19 protein-coding genes are annotated in these 19,322 nt (G+C 60.8%); 7 read left to right on the plus strand and 12 right to left on the minus strand.

The genetic code is table 11. From position 1 onward, the window contains the following. Positions 1 to 60: 60 nt before the first annotated feature. Both hydA and VWZ81_RS07030 read right to left on the minus strand, forming a co-directional pair. On the minus strand, positions 61 to 1,515 hold the full coding sequence (hydA, locus tag VWZ81_RS07025; protein ID WP_416540294.1) for a dihydropyrimidinase: 1,455 nt from the start codon (positions 1,513 to 1,515) through the stop codon (positions 61 to 63). A gap of 196 nt (positions 1,516 to 1,711) precedes the next feature. After that, positions 1,712 to 2,962: a Zn-dependent hydrolase gene (locus VWZ81_RS07030; protein WP_416536158.1), complete on the minus strand. Its 1,251-nt coding sequence runs from the start codon at positions 2,960 to 2,962 to the stop codon at positions 1,712 to 1,714. Between the two features lie 240 nt (positions 2,963 to 3,202). On the opposite strand from VWZ81_RS07030, the gene VWZ81_RS07035 reads away from it, so the two are divergent. After that, positions 3,203 to 3,829 (plus strand): TetR family transcriptional regulator C-terminal domain-containing protein, encoded by a 627-nt coding sequence (locus VWZ81_RS07035; RefSeq protein ID WP_416540787.1) that lies wholly within the window; start codon positions 3,203 to 3,205, stop codon positions 3,827 to 3,829. 115 nt (positions 3,830 to 3,944) lie between these two features. Here VWZ81_RS07035 and preA read toward each other — a convergent pair whose 3' ends face one another. The 4 genes from preA to VWZ81_RS07055 form a co-directional block, all read right to left on the minus strand. Then, a complete protein-coding gene (preA, locus tag VWZ81_RS07040; protein ID WP_340545339.1) occupies positions 3,945 to 5,249 on the minus strand; it encodes an NAD-dependent dihydropyrimidine dehydrogenase subunit PreA in 1,305 nt (434 codons plus the stop codon). Positions 5,250 to 5,302: 53 nt separating this feature from the next. Further along, on the minus strand, positions 5,303 to 6,637 hold the full coding sequence (locus tag VWZ81_RS07045; protein ID WP_416542396.1) for an NAD(P)-dependent oxidoreductase: 1,335 nt from the start codon (positions 6,635 to 6,637) through the stop codon (positions 5,303 to 5,305). Positions 6,638 to 6,951: 314 nt separating this feature from the next. After that, positions 6,952 to 7,347 carry a RidA family protein gene (locus VWZ81_RS07050; RefSeq protein WP_340545337.1) on the minus strand — a complete coding sequence of 132 codons (396 nt, stop codon included), beginning with the start codon at positions 7,345 to 7,347 and terminating at the stop codon, positions 6,952 to 6,954. 190 nt (positions 7,348 to 7,537) lie between these two features. Continuing rightward, positions 7,538 to 7,801, minus strand: coding sequence for a DUF2312 domain-containing protein (locus VWZ81_RS07055; RefSeq protein ID WP_014874404.1), 264 nt, complete (start codon positions 7,799 to 7,801; stop codon positions 7,538 to 7,540). A 233-nt stretch (positions 7,802 to 8,034) separates the two neighbouring features. On the opposite strand from VWZ81_RS07055, the gene VWZ81_RS07060 reads away from it, so the two are divergent. Next, entirely contained in the window at positions 8,035 to 8,253 is a 219-nt protein-coding gene (locus tag VWZ81_RS07060) for a hypothetical protein (RefSeq protein ID WP_416542397.1), read from the plus strand. Between the two features lie 116 nt (positions 8,254 to 8,369). On the opposite strand, the gene VWZ81_RS07065 is transcribed toward VWZ81_RS07060, so the two are convergent. Next, positions 8,370 to 8,600, minus strand: a complete 231-nt coding sequence (locus VWZ81_RS07065; protein WP_340545335.1) for a hypothetical protein — start codon at positions 8,598 to 8,600, stop codon at positions 8,370 to 8,372. Between the two features lie 343 nt (positions 8,601 to 8,943). On the opposite strand from VWZ81_RS07065, the gene VWZ81_RS07070 reads away from it, so the two are divergent. From VWZ81_RS07070 to VWZ81_RS07085, 4 genes are all read left to right on the plus strand, one after another. Then, complete coding sequence (locus tag VWZ81_RS07070) at positions 8,944 to 9,807, plus strand: MBL fold metallo-hydrolase (protein ID WP_416536162.1); 864 nt, start codon at positions 8,944 to 8,946, stop codon at positions 9,805 to 9,807. 61 nt (positions 9,808 to 9,868) lie between these two features. Then, positions 9,869 to 10,297: a YeeE/YedE family protein gene (locus VWZ81_RS07075; RefSeq protein ID WP_416542398.1), complete on the plus strand. Its 429-nt coding sequence runs from the start codon at positions 9,869 to 9,871 to the stop codon at positions 10,295 to 10,297. After that, entirely contained in the window at positions 10,297 to 10,728 is a 432-nt protein-coding gene (locus VWZ81_RS07080) for a DUF6691 family protein (RefSeq protein WP_416542399.1), read from the plus strand. The genes VWZ81_RS07075 and VWZ81_RS07080 overlap by 1 nt, the downstream gene beginning before the upstream one ends. A gap of 11 nt (positions 10,729 to 10,739) precedes the next feature. Beyond that, positions 10,740 to 11,189, plus strand: a complete 450-nt coding sequence (locus VWZ81_RS07085) for a TIGR01244 family sulfur transferase (RefSeq protein ID WP_416542400.1) — start codon at positions 10,740 to 10,742, stop codon at positions 11,187 to 11,189. A gap of 201 nt (positions 11,190 to 11,390) precedes the next feature. On the opposite strand, the gene VWZ81_RS07090 is transcribed toward VWZ81_RS07085, so the two are convergent. The 5 genes from VWZ81_RS07090 to VWZ81_RS07110 form a co-directional block, all read right to left on the minus strand. Next, positions 11,391 to 12,773 (minus strand): FliM/FliN family flagellar motor C-terminal domain-containing protein, encoded by a 1,383-nt coding sequence (locus tag VWZ81_RS07090; protein ID WP_416542401.1) that lies wholly within the window; start codon positions 12,771 to 12,773, stop codon positions 11,391 to 11,393. Between the two features lie 81 nt (positions 12,774 to 12,854). Beyond that, entirely contained in the window at positions 12,855 to 15,533 is a 2,679-nt protein-coding gene (locus tag VWZ81_RS07095) for an ATP-binding protein (protein WP_416542402.1), read from the minus strand. Then, on the minus strand, positions 15,533 to 15,868 hold the full coding sequence (locus VWZ81_RS07100; RefSeq protein ID WP_416536172.1) for a hypothetical protein: 336 nt from the start codon (positions 15,866 to 15,868) through the stop codon (positions 15,533 to 15,535). Before VWZ81_RS07100 ends, VWZ81_RS07095 begins: the two co-directional genes overlap by 1 nt. Then, the gene (locus VWZ81_RS07105) at positions 15,865 to 16,311 is read right to left on the minus strand and encodes a response regulator transcription factor (RefSeq protein WP_340545327.1); all 447 of its coding nucleotides are present in this window, start codon (positions 16,309 to 16,311) and stop codon (positions 15,865 to 15,867) included. The genes VWZ81_RS07100 and VWZ81_RS07105 overlap by 4 nt, the downstream gene beginning before the upstream one ends. A 99-nt stretch (positions 16,312 to 16,410) precedes the next feature. Then, on the minus strand, positions 16,411 to 17,724 hold the full coding sequence (locus tag VWZ81_RS07110) for a short-chain fatty acyl-CoA regulator family protein (RefSeq protein WP_340545326.1): 1,314 nt from the start codon (positions 17,722 to 17,724) through the stop codon (positions 16,411 to 16,413). Between the two features lie 232 nt (positions 17,725 to 17,956). Here VWZ81_RS07110 and VWZ81_RS07115 point away from each other — a divergent pair, with 232 nt between their 5' ends. Next, complete coding sequence (locus VWZ81_RS07115) at positions 17,957 to 19,303, plus strand: substrate-binding protein (protein WP_340545325.1); 1,347 nt, start codon at positions 17,957 to 17,959, stop codon at positions 19,301 to 19,303. Positions 19,304 to 19,322: the final 19 nt, after the last annotated feature.

Genomic DNA, 19,322 nt, shown 5'->3' on the forward strand with positions numbered 1-19,322 from the left:
TTCTTCGCCTTGATTACACACAGGAAAACGGGCCGCCATAGCTGGCAGCCCGTCCCTGGATTACACACCTGTTGCCGGAATTCCCGACCGCTCCACCGGGCGCGGCGCCGTCAGCTCCTTCCAGGTCGACAGCGCCTTGTTCACAGTGGCATTGGCCTCGCGGGCGACGAACTTGCCATGGCCCTCCTGACAGCGGATCTCTCCGTCATGCACTGCCACATGGCCACGGGTCAGGGTAAAGCGCGGCAGGCCCTTCACCTCATGCCCCTCGAACACGTTATAGTCGATCGCCGACTGCTGGCTGGCCGCGGAAATCGTCTTGCGCTTCTCCGGATCCCAGACCACCAGGTCGGCATCGGCGCCGACCAGAACCGCGCCCTTTTTCGGATAGCAATTCAGGATCTTGGCAATATTGGTCGAGGTGACGGCCACGAATTCATTCGGGGTCAGCCGGCCGGTTTCGACGCCGTGGGTCCATAGCATCGGCATCCGGTCTTCCAACCCGCCGGTACCATTGGGAATCTTGGTGAAATCGCCAACGCCATAGCGTTTCTGCTCGGTGGTAAAGGCACAGTGGTCCGTCGCCACCACCGACAAGGAGCCCGACTGCAAGCCGTTCCAGAGCGAGTCCTGATGCTGCTTGTTGCGGAACGGCGGCGACATCACCCGGCGCGCGGCGTGGTCCCAGTCCGTGTTGAAATACTCGCTCTCATCGAGCGTCAGATGCTGGATCAGCGGCTCGCCCCAGACGCGCTTGCCCTGCATGCGGGCCCGGCGAATGGCCTCGTGGCTGTCCTCGCAGGAGGTATGCACCACATAGAGCGGCACGCCAGCCATGTCGGCAATCATGATGGCGCGGTTGGTGGCCTCGCCCTCCACCTGCGGCGGGCGGGAATAGGCGTGTGCTTCGGGGCCGGTGTTGCCTTCTGCCAACAGCTTGGCCGACAGCTCCGCCACCACATCGCCGTTTTCAGCATGCACCATGGCTATGCCGCCAAGCTCAGCCAGCCGCTGGAAGGAGGCATAGAGCTCGTCATCATTCACCATCAGCGCGCCCTTATAGGCCATGAAGTGCTTGAACGTGTTGATGCCGCGCTCCTGGATCACGGTCTTGATGTCGTCAAAAACCTGCTCGCCCCACCAGGTCACCGCCATGTGGAAAGAGTAGTCGCAGTTGGCGCGGGTCGATTTATTGTCCCAGCGTTTCAGCGCGTCCAGCAGGCTCTCGCCTGGATTCGGCAGCGCAAAATCCACCACCATGGTGGTGCCCCCCGCCAGCCCGGCCCGGGTACCGCTTTCAAAATCATCCGAGGAATAGGTCCCCATAAAGGGCATTTCGAGATGCGTATGCGGGTCAATCCCCCCCGGCATCACATAACAGCCGGTGGCGTCCAGCTCCTCGTCGCCTTTCAGGTTCGGGCCAATCTCGGTGATCACCCCGTTCTCGATCAGCACATCCGCTTTATAGGTCAGATCGGCCGTCACGACGGTGCCGTTCTTGATGACTCTACTCATGGTAACAACTCCCTGGATTGGGGCGTGTTTCTACGCCTCCGCGTGTTCTTTAAGAACAGGTGCCCTGTTCCTCTGGTTGTTCTTCTGGCCGGAAATATCCCGGGGGAGCGGCCCGGCGGGCCGCGGGGGCAGCGCCCCCTTCACTGCACGCCGCAGATTGCCGCAACCCACACCCCAAACCTTTCCGGGGCGCATCTCACACGACGATCTCTGCAGTTTCCAGCACCGCATGTAGCATGACATCGGTTCCGGCGGCCGCCCAGTCCTTGGAAATTTCCTCGGCTTCATTGTGGCTCAGACCGTCCACACAGGGGCACATGATCATCGCCGTCGGCGCCAGATCATTGATCCAACAGGCATCATGTCCTGCACCTGACACGATATCCATATGGCTATAACCGAGCCGCTCGGCCGCCGAGCGCACCGCGCTGACGCAGCCCTCATCAAAGGTGACAGGATCAAAATGACCGACCGGTTCAATCTCCAGCCCAAGGCCCAGCTCGTCGGCGATCTCCTTCGCCTTTACCTCGTATTTCGACCGCATCGACGTCAGCTTTTCAAGATCGGGCGACCGGAAATCGACGGTGAAGACCACCTTTCCGGGGATCACATTGCGCGAGTTCGGGTAGACGTCACAATGTCCGACTGCCCCGACCGCATGGGGCTGGTGCGCCATGGCAATCTGATGCGCCGCCTCCGTCATGCGCGCCATGCCAAGGCCTGCATTGACACGCATGTTCATCGGGGTCGATCCGGTATGGGCGTCCTTGCCCGTGACCGTACATTGCAGCCACCACAGGCCCTGGCCATGGGTCACCACGCCGATATCCTTGTTTTCCGCCTCAAGGATCGGCCCCTGTTCGATGTGCAATTCGAACATCGCGTGCATCTTGCGCGCGCCAACCTCTTCATCGCCCACCCAGCCAATACGTTTCAGCTCGTCACCAAAGGTCTTTCCCTCGGAATCTTCCCGCGCATAGGCCCAGTCCTGCGTATGCTTGCCTGCAAAAACACCGGAGGCCAGCATCGCCGGAGCGAACCTCGTGCCTTCCTCATTGGTCCAATTGGTAACCACGATCGGATGTTTGGTCTTGATGCCTAGATCATTGAGTGTGCGGATGACTTCCAGCCCGCCCAGCACCCCAAGGACGCCGTCATATTTACCGCCAGTGGGCTGCGTATCCAGATGTGATCCCATATAGACCGGCAGCGCATCGGGGTCGGTTCCTTCGCGACGGGCGAACATATTGCCCATCGTGTCCAGCCCCATAGTGCAACCTGCCGCTTCGCACCATGTCTGAAACAGCGCGCGCCCCTCGGCATCTTCATCGGTGAGCGTCTGGCGGTTGTTGCCGCCCGCGACGCCGGGTCCGATTTTTGCCATCTCCATCAGACTGTCCCACAGCCTGTCACCATTGATCTTCAGATTCTGTCCAAGCGACGTCATCTCAGCTTCCTTCCCTGTTGCCCTGCTTTTTTGCAGGGTCCCGCGGCTTTGCGCCTTGTCGGTGGCTTTGAAACGCTGGTCATGATTTGACCAACTGGTCAAACTCAGGCTATCACGGGTGGACATTCAGTCAAGAAATTGCGTCTAACAAGACAAGAAAACTCCGGCGCGCAGAGCCGGTTGAGCGAAATTCAGGCGCGCAGCGGTGTTGCGGCCACCAGCGAGAGCCCAAACAGCCCCATGCCCAAGGATCGCAACCCCACCCGCATTCAGAAAAAGAATCGCGCCACCATTCTGGAGGCCGCATTGGAAGTATTCTCCAACAGCGGATTCCGCGGCGCCACTGTCGACCAGATTGCCCGTGCCGCCGGGTTAAGCAAGCCCAATCTTCTCTACTATTTCCCCTCGAAGGAGGCGATTTTCACGGAACTGCTGTCGGGGCTGCTTGACACCTGGCTGGATCCGCTGCGCGCCATCGACGCCGAGGGTGACCCGCTGGAGGAACTGCTGTCCTATGTACAGCGCAAGTTGCAGATGAGTCGGGATTACCCGCGCGAAAGCCGCCTGTTTGCAAATGAAATTGTCCAGGGCGCCCCACGAATGCTGGAAACCCTGTCCAAGGATCTAAAACCGCTACTGGAAGAAAAAGCGGATCTGATCGAAGGCTGGATGACAAACGGCAAGCTGAACCCGACCCATCCGAAGCATCTTCTGTTTTCGATCTGGTCGCTGACCCAGCATTATGCGGATTTCGATGTGCAGGTCCGCACATTGATGGGGGATGAGGATCCGTTTGATGCGGCACCAGAGCATCTCGACCGGATGTTCCGCCGGATGCTGACACCTCCCGGTTCCGGCAGGTCCTGATCCTAGCCAAACCCCCATTCAACAGTGTGATGCGATCAATAGCAAACGGCGCGCCGATCAGGACGCGCCGTTTCCAATTATGTCAGTCGGGCAGCGTGTTAGGCCGCCAGGCCCCCTATTCGGCCGCCGTCACCGACGGGTTGTTGGGATGGGTGGTCCAATTTGCATATTCATCGGACACCACTTTGCCCGTGCGTTCGTCGATCTGACCGGCGGGCACCTCCTCCATGGTGATGCAGCCTTCGACCGGGCAGACATTCACGCAAAGATTACAGGCGACGCATTCGTCATCCTTGACGGTAAAGACGCGGTCCTCGCTCATCGCGATAGCCTGATGCGAGGTGTCTTCGCAGGCGGCAAAGCAGCGACCACATTTGATGCAATCATCCTGATTGATCTTGGCCTTGGCGACGTAGTTCAGATCCAGATACTGCCAGTCGGTGACATTGGGCACGGCTTTACCAACAAAATCATCTAGACGGTTGTAGCCTTTGTCATCCATCCACTGGTTCAGGCCCGAGATCATCTCCTTCACCACGTTGAAACCATAGGTCATGGCAGCGGTGCAGACCTGCACGTTGCCTGCACCCATGGTCATGAACTCAGCCGCATCGCGCCAGGTGGTGACGCCGCCAATGGCCGAGATCGGCAGGCCATGAGTCTGCGGGCATCGGGCGATTTCGGCCACCATATTCAGCGCAATCGGCTTCACTGCCGGGCCGCAATAGCCGCCATGTGTGCCCTTGTCGCCGATGGTTGGCTCAGGCGCCATGGCATCAAGATCCACCGATACGATCGAATTGATCGTATTGATCAGGCTGACCGCGTCGGCACCGCCCGCTTTGGCCGCCCGCGCTGGGTGGCGAATGTCGGTAATATTCGGTGTCAGCTTCACAATCACCGGCTTGGAGTAGTATTTCTTACACCACTCCGTGACCATCTGGATGTATTCCGGCACCTGCCCCACGGCAGAGCCCATACCACGTTCGGCCATCCCATGCGGGCAGCCAAAGTTCAGCTCGATCCCGTCAGCACCGGTGGCTTCGACACGCGGCAGGATATCCTTCCAGGCCTGCTCCTCGCAGGGCACCATCAACGAAACGATGATGGCGCGATCTGGATAGTCCTTTTTCACGCGGGTGATTTCTTCCAGATTCACCTCAAGCGGGCGGTCGGTGATCAGCTCGATATTGTTGAGCCCCAGAAGGCGGCGGTCCGCCCCCCAGATCGCGCCATAGCGCGGACCGTTCACATTGACCACCGGCGGGCCTTCGGAGCCGAGGGTCTTCCAGACCACCCCACCCCAGCCGGCCTCAAAGGCGCGGCGCACGTTGTATTCTTTATCCGTCGGCGGCGCAGAGGCGAGCCAGAACGGGTTCGGAGATTTGATCCCCAGAAAATCTGCTGTCAGATCAGCCATTTGTCTGTTCCTTACACTGGCAACACAGGGCCGGGTCCGGCCCTGCTGCTGGCTTAGCCCATCAGGCTGGCGTGAATATCCATGGCCGCATCGCGACCTTCGGCGACTGCCGTCACTGTCAGATCCTCGCCGCCAGAGGCACAATCACCCCCGGCCCAGACCCCCGCGACCGATGTCCGGCCCTGCGCGTCCACCTTGATCTTGCGCCCATCAAGCGCCAGCGCGTCCGGCTGGCCCTCAAGCGTCTGCCCGATCGCCTTGTAGATCTGGTCAGCTGCGATCCGCACCGTCTCGCCGGTGCCGGTCAGCTGACCGCCTTCGCTGGTGGTATACTCCAGCTCGATTTCCGCACAGGCGCCATTCCCGTGCACAGCCACCGGCTGAACGTTGAACATCAGCTTTACACCCTTGGTGGCCGCAAGGTCCTGCTCGAACCGGCTCGCCCCCATGGCGTCACGGCCGCGGCGGTAGGCGATGGTGACATTCTCGGAACCAAGAAGCTTGGACTGCACAGCCGCGTCAACCGCAGTCATGCCGCCGCCGATCACCACGACATTGCGACCGACCGGCAGGTTTGCCAGATCATCGGCCTGACGCAGCTCGGCGATGAAATCGACTGCATCACGCACACCGTCCTTATCCTCGCCCGCCGCCCGCAGTGCGTTCACACCGGCAAGACCGATGGACAGAAACACTGCGTCATATTCGGCCTTCAGGGCATCGAGGCTCAGATCGCCACCAAGCTTCTTGCCGTATTCCATGGCAATTCCACCGATCTGCAGAAGCCAATCGACTTCTTTCGCCGCAAAATCATTGGTGGATTTATACGCGGCGATCCCGAACTCATTCAGGCCGCCCGCCTTGGACCTGGCGTCATAAACGACAACGTCATGGCCCAACATCGCAAGACGGTGCGCCGCAGAGAGACCCGCCGGACCGGCACCAACCACGGCCACTTTCTTGCCGGTTGTTTCGGCGCGGCTGAAAGGGTGCACGCCCTTTTCCATCAGCGTGTCGGTTGCATAGCGTTGCAGACGGCCAATCTCGACCGGCTTGCCTTCGGCCGCTTCACGAACGCAGGCCTGCTCGCAGAGGGTTTCGGTCGGGCAGACCCGCGCGCACATCCCGCCAAGGATGTTCTGTTCGAGAATAGTCTTCGCCGCCGTTTCCGGGTGGCCGGTCTGGATCTCGCGGATGAACTGCGGAATGTCGATGGAGGTTGGGCAAGCCGTAATACAGGGCGCATCATAGCAGAAATAGCAGCGATCCGCTGCCACCGCCGCCTCATGCGCCTCATATTGCGGATGCAGATCTCCAAAGTTGTCGGCAATTTCTGAGGCGGACAAACGCCCTGCCTGAACGCCGGATGCCTGATGGCTGGTCGCCATTGGGTGTCTCCCTGGATTTGTTTATTATGCAAACCAGAGTGCCACAGTTTGATTTTTTATCAACTGGTAAAATTTTGAAATGACGTTTTTCTTAGCCTGCCCTGCCGAGCCTCCACTCAAGGCGTTAAAAACAAAAACGAAAACCGCGCCGCCCAGAATATGGGCAGGCGCGGCATCCCTCAATCTACCCGCGCGCTCGGGGCAGTATCGGTGTCAAAAAAGGTCAGGACAACTGATCTAAAACAGCGCCCGCAGCGCTGCCTACAGGACCATTCGCATGGAGAGATTCAGCGCGCGGCTAAGCCCCAGCCACCTCAGGCAAGCATGGCCGTCGCTTCGATCTCGATCTTGGCACGGTCTTCCACCAGGTCTGCAACAACGACCATTGTCATGGCTGGGAAATGATAACCCATCACCGCACGATAGGCGGCGCCAACCTCCGCCTGATGGGCCAGATACTCCGCCTTGTCGGTGACATACCAGGTCAGCCGGGTGATATCGCTGGCCTGCCCGCCTGCCTGCTGCACCACGGTCAGGATATTCTGAAGCGCCTGGCTCATTTGGCCGATGAAGTCATCGGTTTCAAACACCTGATCCGCAGTCCAGCCAATCTGGCCACCGACGAACAACATCCGCCCCTCGCCGATCATGCCATTCGCATAGCCTTTTGCAGGTTTCCAGCCATCGGGGTGCACGTTGATTGTGGGCATTGGGGACTCCTGCATCGGCGGACGGGGGACAATTATCCGCCAATATCGGTCACCTAAGATAATACTTCAAGCTTAAAATTTACAGACCTAAAGCATAACCGGGATCAAAGGCCCAGAAACAACAAAGCCCCCCGCATTGGCGGAGGGCCGATGTCGTCACCTTGCAGTCACGCGCGGTCTGAGGCCGCCGTTACATGCCAAGCGCTTCTTTATACATTTCAAGAACCGCTTCTTCCTCGGCGATATCGTCCTTGTCCCGCTTGCGCAGGGCGATCACCTTGCGGATCACCTTGGTGTCATAGCCGCGCGCTTTGGCTTCGGCCATGATCTCTTTCTGCTGCTCTGCGAGATCTTTTTTCTCGGCATCCAGACGCTCGAACCGTTCGATAAACTGGCGCAATTCACCAGCGGTCACACGGTAGCTGTCGCTTTTTTCGTCTTCGGTCATATCCATCGTGGGCTCCGTCGGCAAAGGGTAGACATTCGGATCAGCCCTCCAGATACAAGTGCGCACCTCAGTCCGCAAGCAGTGATAGGACAATCCCGCGCAGCGCCCGCCCCAATAGGCAAAATCTGCCACACACCATAACCCACCAGGCCCGCGCGGGTTGCCCCGGGCGCAGCAATCCGATAGGCGCTGCCCCTGAAAACGACCGGCGCATTGGCGCGCCGCCATCGGAGAGTGCGATGTACGAGATTCTGGTTTGGGCTGGTGCGGCTGTATCTGTGGCCGGTCTTTTTGGGCTGATGTGGAGCGTTCTGCGCGTGATGCAGGCCAAACGTCAGAAGCTGGACGACGACGCCCTGCGGGCCGTCATCCAAAAGGTCCTGCCCTATAATCTGGGCGCGCTATTCCTGTCGGTTATCGGCCTGATGCTGGTCATGCTGGGGCTCAGCCTGGGCTAAGCCCCGCCTTGCGGTGGCGCCGTTTTCTCCACCGTGTCGGTGACGCACTGCCCCCCGGGCAGGCCGACCGTGACCATGACAGGCCAGCGGCTGACCGCCGGACACAGCGCCATCTTTCAAACCGGCATATTGTCGAACATATCCTCGGCGGATTCCTCGCTAAGGATCTGCTCCAGTCGCACCATGCGGGTCGGCACACGCCCACCCGCCACACGCAGACGTGCCAATGTCCGGTTAAAATCAGGATGCAGCGCAAGCCGATCCTGGCGATGTGCGGCCAATATCTTGCGTTCGAGCCCTTCGGCCCGCTGTATCAGACTGTCGATCCTGCTATTGTCGTTGGTCATTCCACACTCCTCCCTAGAGCCTGCGCGGCGGGCATCACCCGCGCCGCAACACGGGGGTATGAACCGGGACCGGGGGGCTCAACAACGCCCCTCTGTCCGCTCCCGACACCCCTTGTGTTCTGCACAAGTCATCGCGGTTCACCTCACCACAATCGCCACAGTAGCATAGTATCCGCAGCATGACTTTGAGCGAGATCAACCATAACGAGAAAATGAGCAGGTACAAGCCAGGGCACCGACCCCGCGCCCTGATTTACGGTCGATTTTTCGCAGCCCCGGGTGAATGCCCACTTGAACATATTCATTATTTAATATATGTAAGTGCCACAGCAGGAGGGTCCCCATGAAGCCGATCGTCAAAGCCTTTTTTGATGAACAGACAAATACCGTATCCTATGTGGTGCGGGAGCCGGACGGCAGCGCCTGCGCGCTGATCGATTCCGTGCTGGATTTTGATCATGCCGCAGGGCGCACCGATACCCGGTCCGCTGATGAGATGATTGCCTGGGTCAAGGCCGAAGGGCTGCGGGTGGAATGGATCCTCGAAAGCCACGTTCATGCCGACCACCTGTCGGCAGCGCCCTATCTTCAGGAACAGCTGGGCGGGAAGATAGGCATTGGTGCCAATATCACGCTGGTACAGGACACTTTCGGCAAGGTCTTCAACGAAGGCACCGAGTTTCAGCGCGACGGCAGCCAATTCGACGCATTGTTCAAACATGGCGATAGTTTTCACATCGGCCAGATGCGCGGCGACGTGCTGCACACACCGGGCCATACCCCGGCCTGCCTCACCTATGTGATTGGCGACGCCGCCTTTGTCGGTGATACGCTGTTCATGCCGGACTTCGGCACCGCCCGCTGCGATTTTCCGGGTGGATCCTCGGAGGCGCTGTTTCAATCCATCCAGAAAATTCTCGCCCTGCCCGATGAGACCCGAATCTTTGTCGGTCACGATTACAAGGCGCCCGGCCGCGACGACTATGCCTGGGAAACCACCGTTGGAGAGCAGAAGGCGCTCAACATCCATATCGGTCAGGGCCGTCCCATCGAGGAATTCGTGGCCATGCGGGATGCCCGCGACGCCACTCTGGCCATGCCCCGGCTGATCCTGCCATCACTCCAGGTCAATATGCGGGCCGGCCGGATGCCAGAACCGGAGGACGACGGCCATGTCTACCTCAAGGTGCCGATCGACAAGCTTTGATCGGGCCTGACACACACTGCGCCGAACTGGGCACAAGCGGCCATAAACAAGGGATATCACGATGAATGCAGATTGGATCTGGGGACTGATTGGCGGTGCGCTGATCGGCACAGGCGGGGCAGTTTATCTGCTTTGCAACGGCCGTATCATGGGCGCCAGCGGCATCCTTGGCGGGCTGATCGACGGCAGCGGGCGCAATACGTCGGGCGAGCGCATCGCGTTCATCGCCGGTGTCATTCTGGTGCCGCTGGTGATCTGGCTGACCGTGGCCGACGCCCCTGACACCCATCTGACCAGCAACACCGTGGTGATCATCGCAGCGGGCCTGCTGGTTGGTCTTGGCACCCGTATCGCCAATGGCTGCACATCCGGCCATGGCGTCTGCGGCATATCGCGGCTGTCGCTGCGCGGGCTGGTGGCAACTCTCATCTACATTCTTGCAGGCGCCGTGACATTGGCCCTGTTTCGTCATCTCTGGGGGCTGATCTAATGCGGGTACTGCTGTCCTTCGTCGCCGGCGGGTTTTTTGGTCTGGGACTGTTTCTGTCAGGGATGACCGACACGCAAAAGGTCCAGGGCTGGCTGGATATCTTTGGCAACTGGGACCCCACGCTGGCCTTCGTAATGGGCGGCGCGATCCTGCCAATGGCAGTGGCCTGGCAACTGACCGACGGACGCCGCCCACTGGTCGGTGGCTCCTTTCCCAGCCTGCCACGCCAGGAACTGGACAGGCGCCTGGTGATCGGTTCGGTCCTCTTCGGGATGGGCTGGGGGCTTGCCGGTCTCTGCCCCGGACCAGCAATGGCCTCGCTCAGCTATGGTGGGTTTGGAGGCGTCATTTTCCTGGTCTCGATGGGCGCCGGCATGATTGCGGCACCGCCCGTCGTCCAGCGACTGGACCGAACCGCAGCAAGCACGTAAAAGACAGATCCATGGATGCACGCACATTGACCCCCCGCTATTCCGTCTCGCCGCAGATTTCGGTTGAGGACCTGCCACAGCTGGCCGAGGCCGGTTTCACCACGGTGATCTGCAATCGGCCCGATGCCGAGGTACCGCCATGCCATCAGGCCGAGGCTATCCGCGCCGCCGCTGAGGCGCAGGGGCTTCGGTTTGAGGTGCTTCCCCTGACCCACCAGACCATGACGCCTGAGAATGTTGCGCAGCAACAGGCCTTTATTGAGGCTTCCGAAGGTCCGGTTCTGGCCTACTGTGCCTCGGGCACGCGCTGCTCGGTCATCTGGGCCCTTGGGCAAGCGCCAGTGATGCCGGTGGATGAAATCCTCGCCGCAACCGCGCAGGCGGGCTATCAGCTGGACGGGCTCCGGCCGACTCTGATCGCCGTCGCAACCCAATCCGCCCTTGCCGAAGGCGACAGCTGACGTCGTGGCCAAAGCCCGCAACGCCAGATAAGCTTCGCCATATAAACATATGAAAAATAAAGACAGTGCCGATCGTGCACTGTCTTTGTTGTTTCTGCCGATAGCGGGTGTTCAGCTGAGCTTTCGAAAGGGTCGCATTGCCGCGCACCGTGCGGAGACTGGCAGGACAGCATCAGGCGCGATGGGATTGCGTTATCGGGGTCAGCCGGTACCGCTGTTCAGCCCGGCCAGATCGGAGATTTCCATCGCGGCGGCGTCGGCGTTGAACTCGCCCAGCCCATCTCCCAGCCCATCTCCGAATCCATCACCCAGCCCGTCCCCCATGGGCATCGCGCCAAGGTCCGGCAATTCGCCAAGATCCGGCAGATCACCAGACATCGCATCACCAAGACCGTCGCCAAGCCCATCACCGAGGCCATCGCCCATTGGCATTCCGCCGAAATCGCCGCCAAGGTCGCCTCCCAGATCGCCGCCAAGGTCGGCTCCAAGATCACCGCCGAAATCCCCAAGATCGCCGCCCATATCGCCAAGCCCATCACCTAGCCCACCCATGCCGCCCATCGGGTCTTGCAACCCGTCGGCCGCGATAGAGAGATCCAGCGTCGGAGGTTCATGGTCGAGCGCAGCGGCATCGCCGCCCATATGAGTTGAGAACGAGCCCTGATCGGCCGTACTATCATTCACAAGTTTGGTCCGGGGATCTGTCAGCCGCACGGCGCGGGCGCCATTCATCTGCCCCAGACGTCCCTGCGCAACGGCTTGGCCGCTGATCGAGATCATTTCCGTCTCATAGAGATAGGCCTGATCCAGCGGCAGAAGATCCCCCTCCTCGAGCGAGGAGAATTCATTTGCGGGGATCTTCATCTTGCAGAGGATCGCGCGCAGCTCTGCACGCATTGACCCCATGTTGCTGCCCAGTGACGGTCCCGCAGCATGGGCTGATTGCCCGGCCTGCCCCAGATCCTCCGGCGTGGGTTCCGGCAGGATCAATGTCAGCCCGCCCTGCATGGCACCGCAGGCCAGATCCAGCGTCAGCTCAATCACCCGGTAATCTTCAGCCTCAAGACCCAGAACGAGGCTGCGCACATCCTCTACCTGCGCGCCGAAACGGTAGCCGGAGAAGATCGCCTCATCCTTTTGCTGGGCCAGCATGGAGACCACCTTGGCAAAGGTGCGCTCAAGAAAATCGGCAACCATGGCCGCGTCTGTCGGGGTGTAGTTACGTTCGCTCGGCGCCTTGCCCAGAACCTGCCCCATGGTCTGCTGCTGAATGAGGGCGGTCACGGTTGGCGCGTCCAGTGTCGCAGCACCGATACGCCCGTTCGGCCCGTCCAATACCACCAGCAGATGCTTGTCCGACAGATGCGGTGGCAGATCTTCCGGAACACGGTTGGACTGGCGCGCGGCCAGCACAGCGACCGGCAGATCACACAGATCCGCCGCCGCCCGCGCAATCGAGCGGCGCAACGCCTTCAGGGTCAGGGAGCTGGTAAGCCCGCCTTTGCCTTCTTTGGTGGCGGCCAATTTGCGGGCCAATACGCCGCTGCCACCAGTCGCTGCCGATTCCGATTTCGTTTCAGACATAGGTTGTAAACCTGCCCCTCTCGCACCGCTTTGCCATAGGTCTACCCCAAGAGTGGTTACCAATAACTTTACGATAAACAGTTAAACCGGGTTTTCCCGACGAAGAGGTAAGGAAACCTGAAACGCGCCGCCGACCTCATCCGATAGGTAGGCCACATCACCGCCGAGGCGCTGCATGATCTCGCGACAGATCGCCAAACCAAGACCGGCACCGCCTGCACGTTCTGGGCTAACTCGCGAGAATTTCTCGAAAATCATGGTCCGAAACTCCGCCGGGATTCCCTGCCCATTGTCGATGAAGTCAATGAACAACCAGTCACCGCTCTGCCGCGCCATGATACGCAGCTGCGGCTCTGCCGCGGTGCAGTATTTGTCGGCATTGGCGATCAGATTGATAAACACCTGTGCCAGCCGGTCCAGATCCGATGACAGCCGCATCTCATCCGTCGCGGCATCACGCTGAACCTTCAACCGCGCGGAACCATCCGCCAGCGCGGTTGCCTCCGCATGATCCAGCACATCGCCGAGCCGCCCGGCGCTGATGTTGAGGCTGACCTGACCGTTTTCCAACACGCTCAGATCCAGCAGATCGTTCAGCAGACGGGTCAGCCGCTGCGCCTCGTCATGGATGATACCAGCATAGCGGCTGTGATCACGGGGTTCGAGGTTCTCAGTGTCGCGCAGGATTTCGGAGAAGGCGCGAATAGAAGTCATCGGCGTGCGTAATTCATGGCTCACCTGGCTAAGAAACGCATCCTTCTGCTGCGATAGCTGGGTCAGCTTTTCGTTTGTTTCCTGAAGCTTGCGCGCGGTTCTTGACAGCTCTTCAGATTGCACCTCAAGCCGGTTGGAATACTCGAGGATCTGCGCGGTCTCATCCGCCACAGCCAGCAGATCCTGCACCGACACCGACGATCCCCCCACAATCTGCCCCACCATGGCGTGGGCCGCCGCCGCCCCGATCGAGGCGCTGAGTTCGCGTTCCAGCCGCTCCAGAAACGCAGGCGTCGGCTCCGGCAACGGACCACGCCCTCCCTGCCGCGCCAATTCGCTCTGAAAGAACTGCTGAGCCTCGCCCGCGCCCAGAATACGCTGCGACATGATCATCAGATCCTCGCTTTGCGCAACCGAGCCGGTCCAGCCGCGCGGCCCCGACGAATGATCAAACACATGAACAAACTGCGCGCCCTGTAACCGCTCCAAAGGGCTCGGAAAGGTCAGCAATGATCCGATAAGAAACGCCGCCGTGTTCAAGGCCATCGACCAGAGCACCGCATGGACCGTCGGATCAAGGCCCTCGATCCCAAAGAGCGCATGTGGCCGCAACCAGGATAGGCCCAGCAGCCCCTCGGCCAGCACCCGCGCGGGCAACAGCCCACCGCCAAGCTCCGGCAGCAGCATTGTATAAAGCCAGATCGCAAAGCCGACCGACAGGCCGGCCAGCGCACCGCTGCGCGTGGCGCCGCGCCAGAACAGGCCCCCGACAAGGCTCGGCAGCATCTGGGAGATACCGGTAAAGGAGATCAGACCGATGGCGGCCAGCGCCGCACCGCCGCCTGACAGCGTGTAATAGAAATACCCCAGCGCCATGATGCCTGCGATGGACAGACGTCGCGACAGCAGCACCACATGCCGCACATCCCCCGAGACCGAGGCGCCCACCTCCTGCCAGCGCAGCCAGATCGGCATCACGATATGGTTCGACACCATCGTCGACAGCGCCATTGCAGCCACAATGGCCATGGATGTAGCCGAGGAAAACCCGCCAAGGAAAGACAGCATCGCCAACCCTTGCTGCCCCTGCGCCAGCGGCAGGGTCAGCACGAACAGATCCGGATTCGACCCGGCCGGCAGCAACTCCAGCCCGATGGCAGCAATCGGCACCACGAAGATCGAGATCAACAGCAGATAAAGTGGAAACGCCCAGGCCGCGACCCGCAGGTGGCGTTCATCCTCATTCTCGACCACCATGACCTGAAACATACGCGGCAAGCAGACAAAGGCGGCGGCCGATAGGAATGTAATTGTGGCCCAGCGACCGCCATCGACCTGCCACTGACCTATGCTGGAGGCGTCAATCCGCGCCATCGTCTCGCCCACACCACCCGCCACTCCCCAGACCACAAAAATGCCCACCGCCAGCAGGGAGATCAGTTTTACCACGGCCTCAAGCGCGACGGCGGTGACAACACCATGATGGCGTTCGTTGGCGTTGAGATTGCGCGTACCAAACAGAATGGCAAAGGCCGCAAGCCCCGCCGCCACCCAGAATACCGTCTGCGTTTCATTGACGCTGCGCAGCGGATCAGCCTCGGCAAAGATCGAGAAAGACAGTGTAATGGACTGCAATTGCAGCGAAATATAGGGTGTCGTACCAATCACCGCCAGAATCGTGACGCCAATCGCCAGAAGGTTCGACTTGCCATAGCGCGCAGACAAGAGGTCAGCGATAGAGGTGATCCGCTGGCTGCGGCCGACCCGTACCAGCTTGCGCAGCCCCCACCACCAGCCGACCATTACCAGCGTCGGGCCGAGGTATATGGTGATAAACTCCAGTCCCGAACGTGCCGCGTAGCCCACGGCGCCATAGAATGTCCAGGCCGTGCAGTAGATCGACAGCGACAGCGTATAGATCAGCGGAGATCGCATCCAGCGGGCAGCGCGACCGTGGCTGGCATGGCGGTCCGCCGCAAAGGCGACGATGAACAGAAGGGCGACATATCCCAGACAGACCAGCGCCAGAACATTGAGTGACGCCATCAGTCTGCGTCCCCGCCTCGGCGCGGCTCGCCACCCTCTGTCCAATGTTCCGCCCAGCGGCGCACCGCCAGCGCAAAGCCGAAGCTGGCCAGGATCAGCCCCGCCCAAACGACCAGGATATAGATCATTGCCCGCGACAGGGGCATACCCGACACCGTGTCGGGGGCCGGATAGGGATCAGGGTCAGGCCACATCAGCGGAACCGCAAACAGCAGCGCGCCGAGCACCGGCAAGAATCGTGCGACATCCATCAGGCGACGGCGGCGGTAGGTCTTGCGCTCGACAAACGGCGCCGCGGTTTCACCCTCGCCTTCGGCCCCGTCGCCACGGATCATCCCTGGCGGGCCTGTTCGGCCAGATCGGCAGCGGCGGCAGCCGCCGCATCAGACAGTTTGGCCCGGTTCTGGGCAGCCTGCGCGTGCAGATCCCGCACAGCGGTCAGCACCTCATTGTTGGAAAACGGTTTGGTCATGAACCGCGTAACTCCGGCCTGTTCGGCCATCTCCCGGTCGCGCAGCTGCCCCCTTGCGGTCAGCATCAGCACCGGCAACCCCGGCAATCGCGCGCTCTCGCGCAGCTCGCGGATGATCTCCAGGCCGCTTTTGCCCGGCAACATCAGATCCAGGATCACCAGATCCGGCTTGGCTGCACAGATCACCTCTACCGCATCACTGCCATCGGCATGGCTGTCCACCTGCCAGCCGTCGCGGGTCAGCAGAAACCGGATTGCTTCGGTGATATTCGGCTCGTCTTCGACCAGAACAACATGCCTGCCCATTGTGTGGATAGTCCTCCCCTACGCCCGAACCTTCGCGGGGTCATTGCCCCCAGGCGCCTCCGTCCCTGGCGCAACAGTAGCGCTGCGCTTGCGCCGCTGTCAAAACTCTTCCTTCAGGATCGACGGCTCGCGCCGCGCCACACAGTCGCGGCGCGAACAGATCCGGCAGCTCGCGCCGACCGGCTGAGCGGTCTCGGCCACGTCACGCTTGGGCAGGATCAGCATCACAGCATGATACAACGGATCGCTGTCGAAATCCGGTCGCTGATGCGGCCAGGAAACCGCCAGACAATCAAACCCGACTGCATTGCGCCCCTGTTGCACCACATCGCGGCGCACGGGTTCCTGCGGCCGCGACAGCGCCGTGTAAAGCGGCCAGAGCGGACAGGAGGCTCCAAAACGCGGCAGGGCGAACCCGGTCACAGGCTTGCGGAACAGGATCGACCCCGAGGCATCGCAGATCACCAGCCCTGCCTCCTGCCCCAGAACTTCAGGCGGCAAGGCCCCAAGCCGCCGCAGCACCGTCGGCAGGTCACAGTCGAACGCACGCGCCAGGGCGACAGGGGCCACGCCATCGCGGGCAAGCCGCTCGGCCAAATCTGTCAGCGGCATCGCCTCGGCATCGGCGCAATATTGCAGCAGCCCGGCGCGGGCAATGGCGGTTCCGGCGGCGCTGACCAGCTCATCGGCCTGCGACAGCAGCGCCTCGATCAGCCCGGGGCGGGCGGCCACATCCGCAACTTCCAGTTCCACGAAGTGGTGCTCATGAGCGGCAAAGAACTGCTCCGCCTCTTCCTGGGGCATCCCCCGCCGTTCGACCGATGTGTTGCTCTCATCAAGAAAATTCACCAGCGCGCGGCTGCTCTCGGCCAGACGCCGGGAATCCTCGTTGAGGTTCTTGTGGAACCGATCCCGCCATTCGGCCTCCAGCTCGCCGGTTTCGGCGAGGATCGAGGCAGTCGACCGGATGGCGGCAGCGGTAGACAGCACCTCATGCAGCGAAGCCGCCAGCTGAGGATCATGTGTCAGCCGGTCCGACAACGTCTGGACCGTCCGTTCCAAGCTGGCAATCCGCAGTCGGCCCTGGGCCAGAACCTCGGCCCAGCCGGGAAAGCGGCCCGCAAATTCGTCTACCCGGTCAAGTTCGGCCACAGGTCGGGTGAGATCAGCCGCCGCCTCCCGCAGGGTCGCCAGCAACGCCACCTCTGCCCCTTCGGTCAGCATGGAGGGTTCAACCGCCAGCACCCGTGCAAGATCCACCAGCAGCTTACCGCCGATTCTGCGGCGATTGTGTTCAATCAGGTTCAAATAGGAGGCCGAGATATCGACCAGCCGGGCCAGCTCCGCCTGACGCAGTCCCAACATCAAGCGCCTCTCCCGGATACGGCTTCCTGTCAGCGTGTCACGGCCCATGGCAATGCCCCCTCTCAAAAACACGGTGGATCAAGGGTTTTCTGCAACGCAACATAAGTTTCTTTACAAATAATCCTTAACACCTGTTCATTTCTTTACAGAATAAACCTGCATTTCAAGGGTTTTATTGCGCAATTTTACAAGCCGCGCCCATACTGATTTTGCACGAAAACGTGCGGGCGCCAGCGGAAGTGAGGAGCTGTTGTCGTCATTACACAAATGGGAGGATTACATGTCCAAGACTGACGTATCACGTCGCGGAGTCCTGAAGACCGGCGCCCTGGCAGGTGCCGGCGTTGCGCTTCCGACAATCTTTACCGCATCGTCTGCTGCGGCGTTTACCAACGAACCGACCGGCAGCAGCGTGACGCTGGGCTTCAACGTTCCGCAAACAGGCCCCTATGCCGACGAAGGCGCGGACGAGCTGCGCGCCTACAAGCTGGCGGTCGAACATCTGAATGGCGGCGGCGACGGCGGCATGATGAACACCTTCTCGTCCAAGTCGCTACAGGGCAACGGTATCCTGGGCAAAGAAGTCAAATACGTCACCGGCGACACTCAGACGAAATCTGACGCCGCCCGTGCCTCCGCCAAGTCGATGATCGAAAAGGACGGTGCCGTAATGATCACCGGTGGCTCGTCCTCCGGTGTTGCGATTGCCGTGCAGGGTCTCTGCCAGGAGGCCGGCGTGATCTTCATGGCGGGTCTCACCCACTCCAACGACACCACTGGTAAAGACAAGAAAGCCAACGGCTTCCGTCACTTCTTCAACGGTTACATGTCCGGCGCTGCCCTGGCGCCGGTGCTGAAGAACCTCTACGGCACTGACCGGAACGCCTATCACCTGACGGCGGATTACACCTGGGGCTGGACCCAGGAAGAATCCATCGCCGCCGCCACCGAGGCCCTGGGCTGGAACACCGTGAACAAGGTGCGCACGCCGCTGGCTGCAACCGACTTCTCGTCCTACATCGCCCCGGTTCTGAACTCCGGCGCGGATGTGCTGGTGCTGAACCACTATGGCGGCAACATGGTGAACTCGCTGACCAACGCGGTTCAGTTCGGCCTGCGTGAAAAGGTTGTAAACGGCAAGAACTTCGAGATTGTCGTACCGCTCTATTCGCGTCTGATGGCGAAAGGTGCGGGCGAGAACGTGAAGGGCATCCACGGCTCCACCAACTGGCATTGGTCGCTGCAGGACGAAGGCTCGCAGGCATTCGTACGTTCCTTCGGGTCCAAGTATGGCTTCCCGCCCAGCCAGGCCGCGCATACCGTCTACTGTCAGACCCTGCTATATGCAGATGCGGTGGAACGCGCGGGTTCGTTCAACCCCTGTGCGGTTGTCGAAGCCCTCGAAGGGTTCGAATTCGACGGTCTGGGCAACGGCAAGACGCTCTATCGCGCCGAAGACCACCAGTGCTTCAAGGACGTTCTGGTTGTGCGCGGCAAGGAAAACCCGACCTCGGAGTTCGACCTGCTTGAAGTGGTCGAAGTGACCCCGGCAGCGCAGGTGACTTACCCGCCGGATCACCCGATGTTTGCAGGCGGTGCCCTGGGCACCTGCAACAGCGGCGCCTGATCGCGATAACCGGGGCGGG

Source organism: Phaeobacter sp. JH20_34 (assembly GCF_048056095.1).
Lineage (GTDB): Bacteria > Pseudomonadota > Alphaproteobacteria > Rhodobacterales > Rhodobacteraceae > Phaeobacter > Phaeobacter bryozoorum.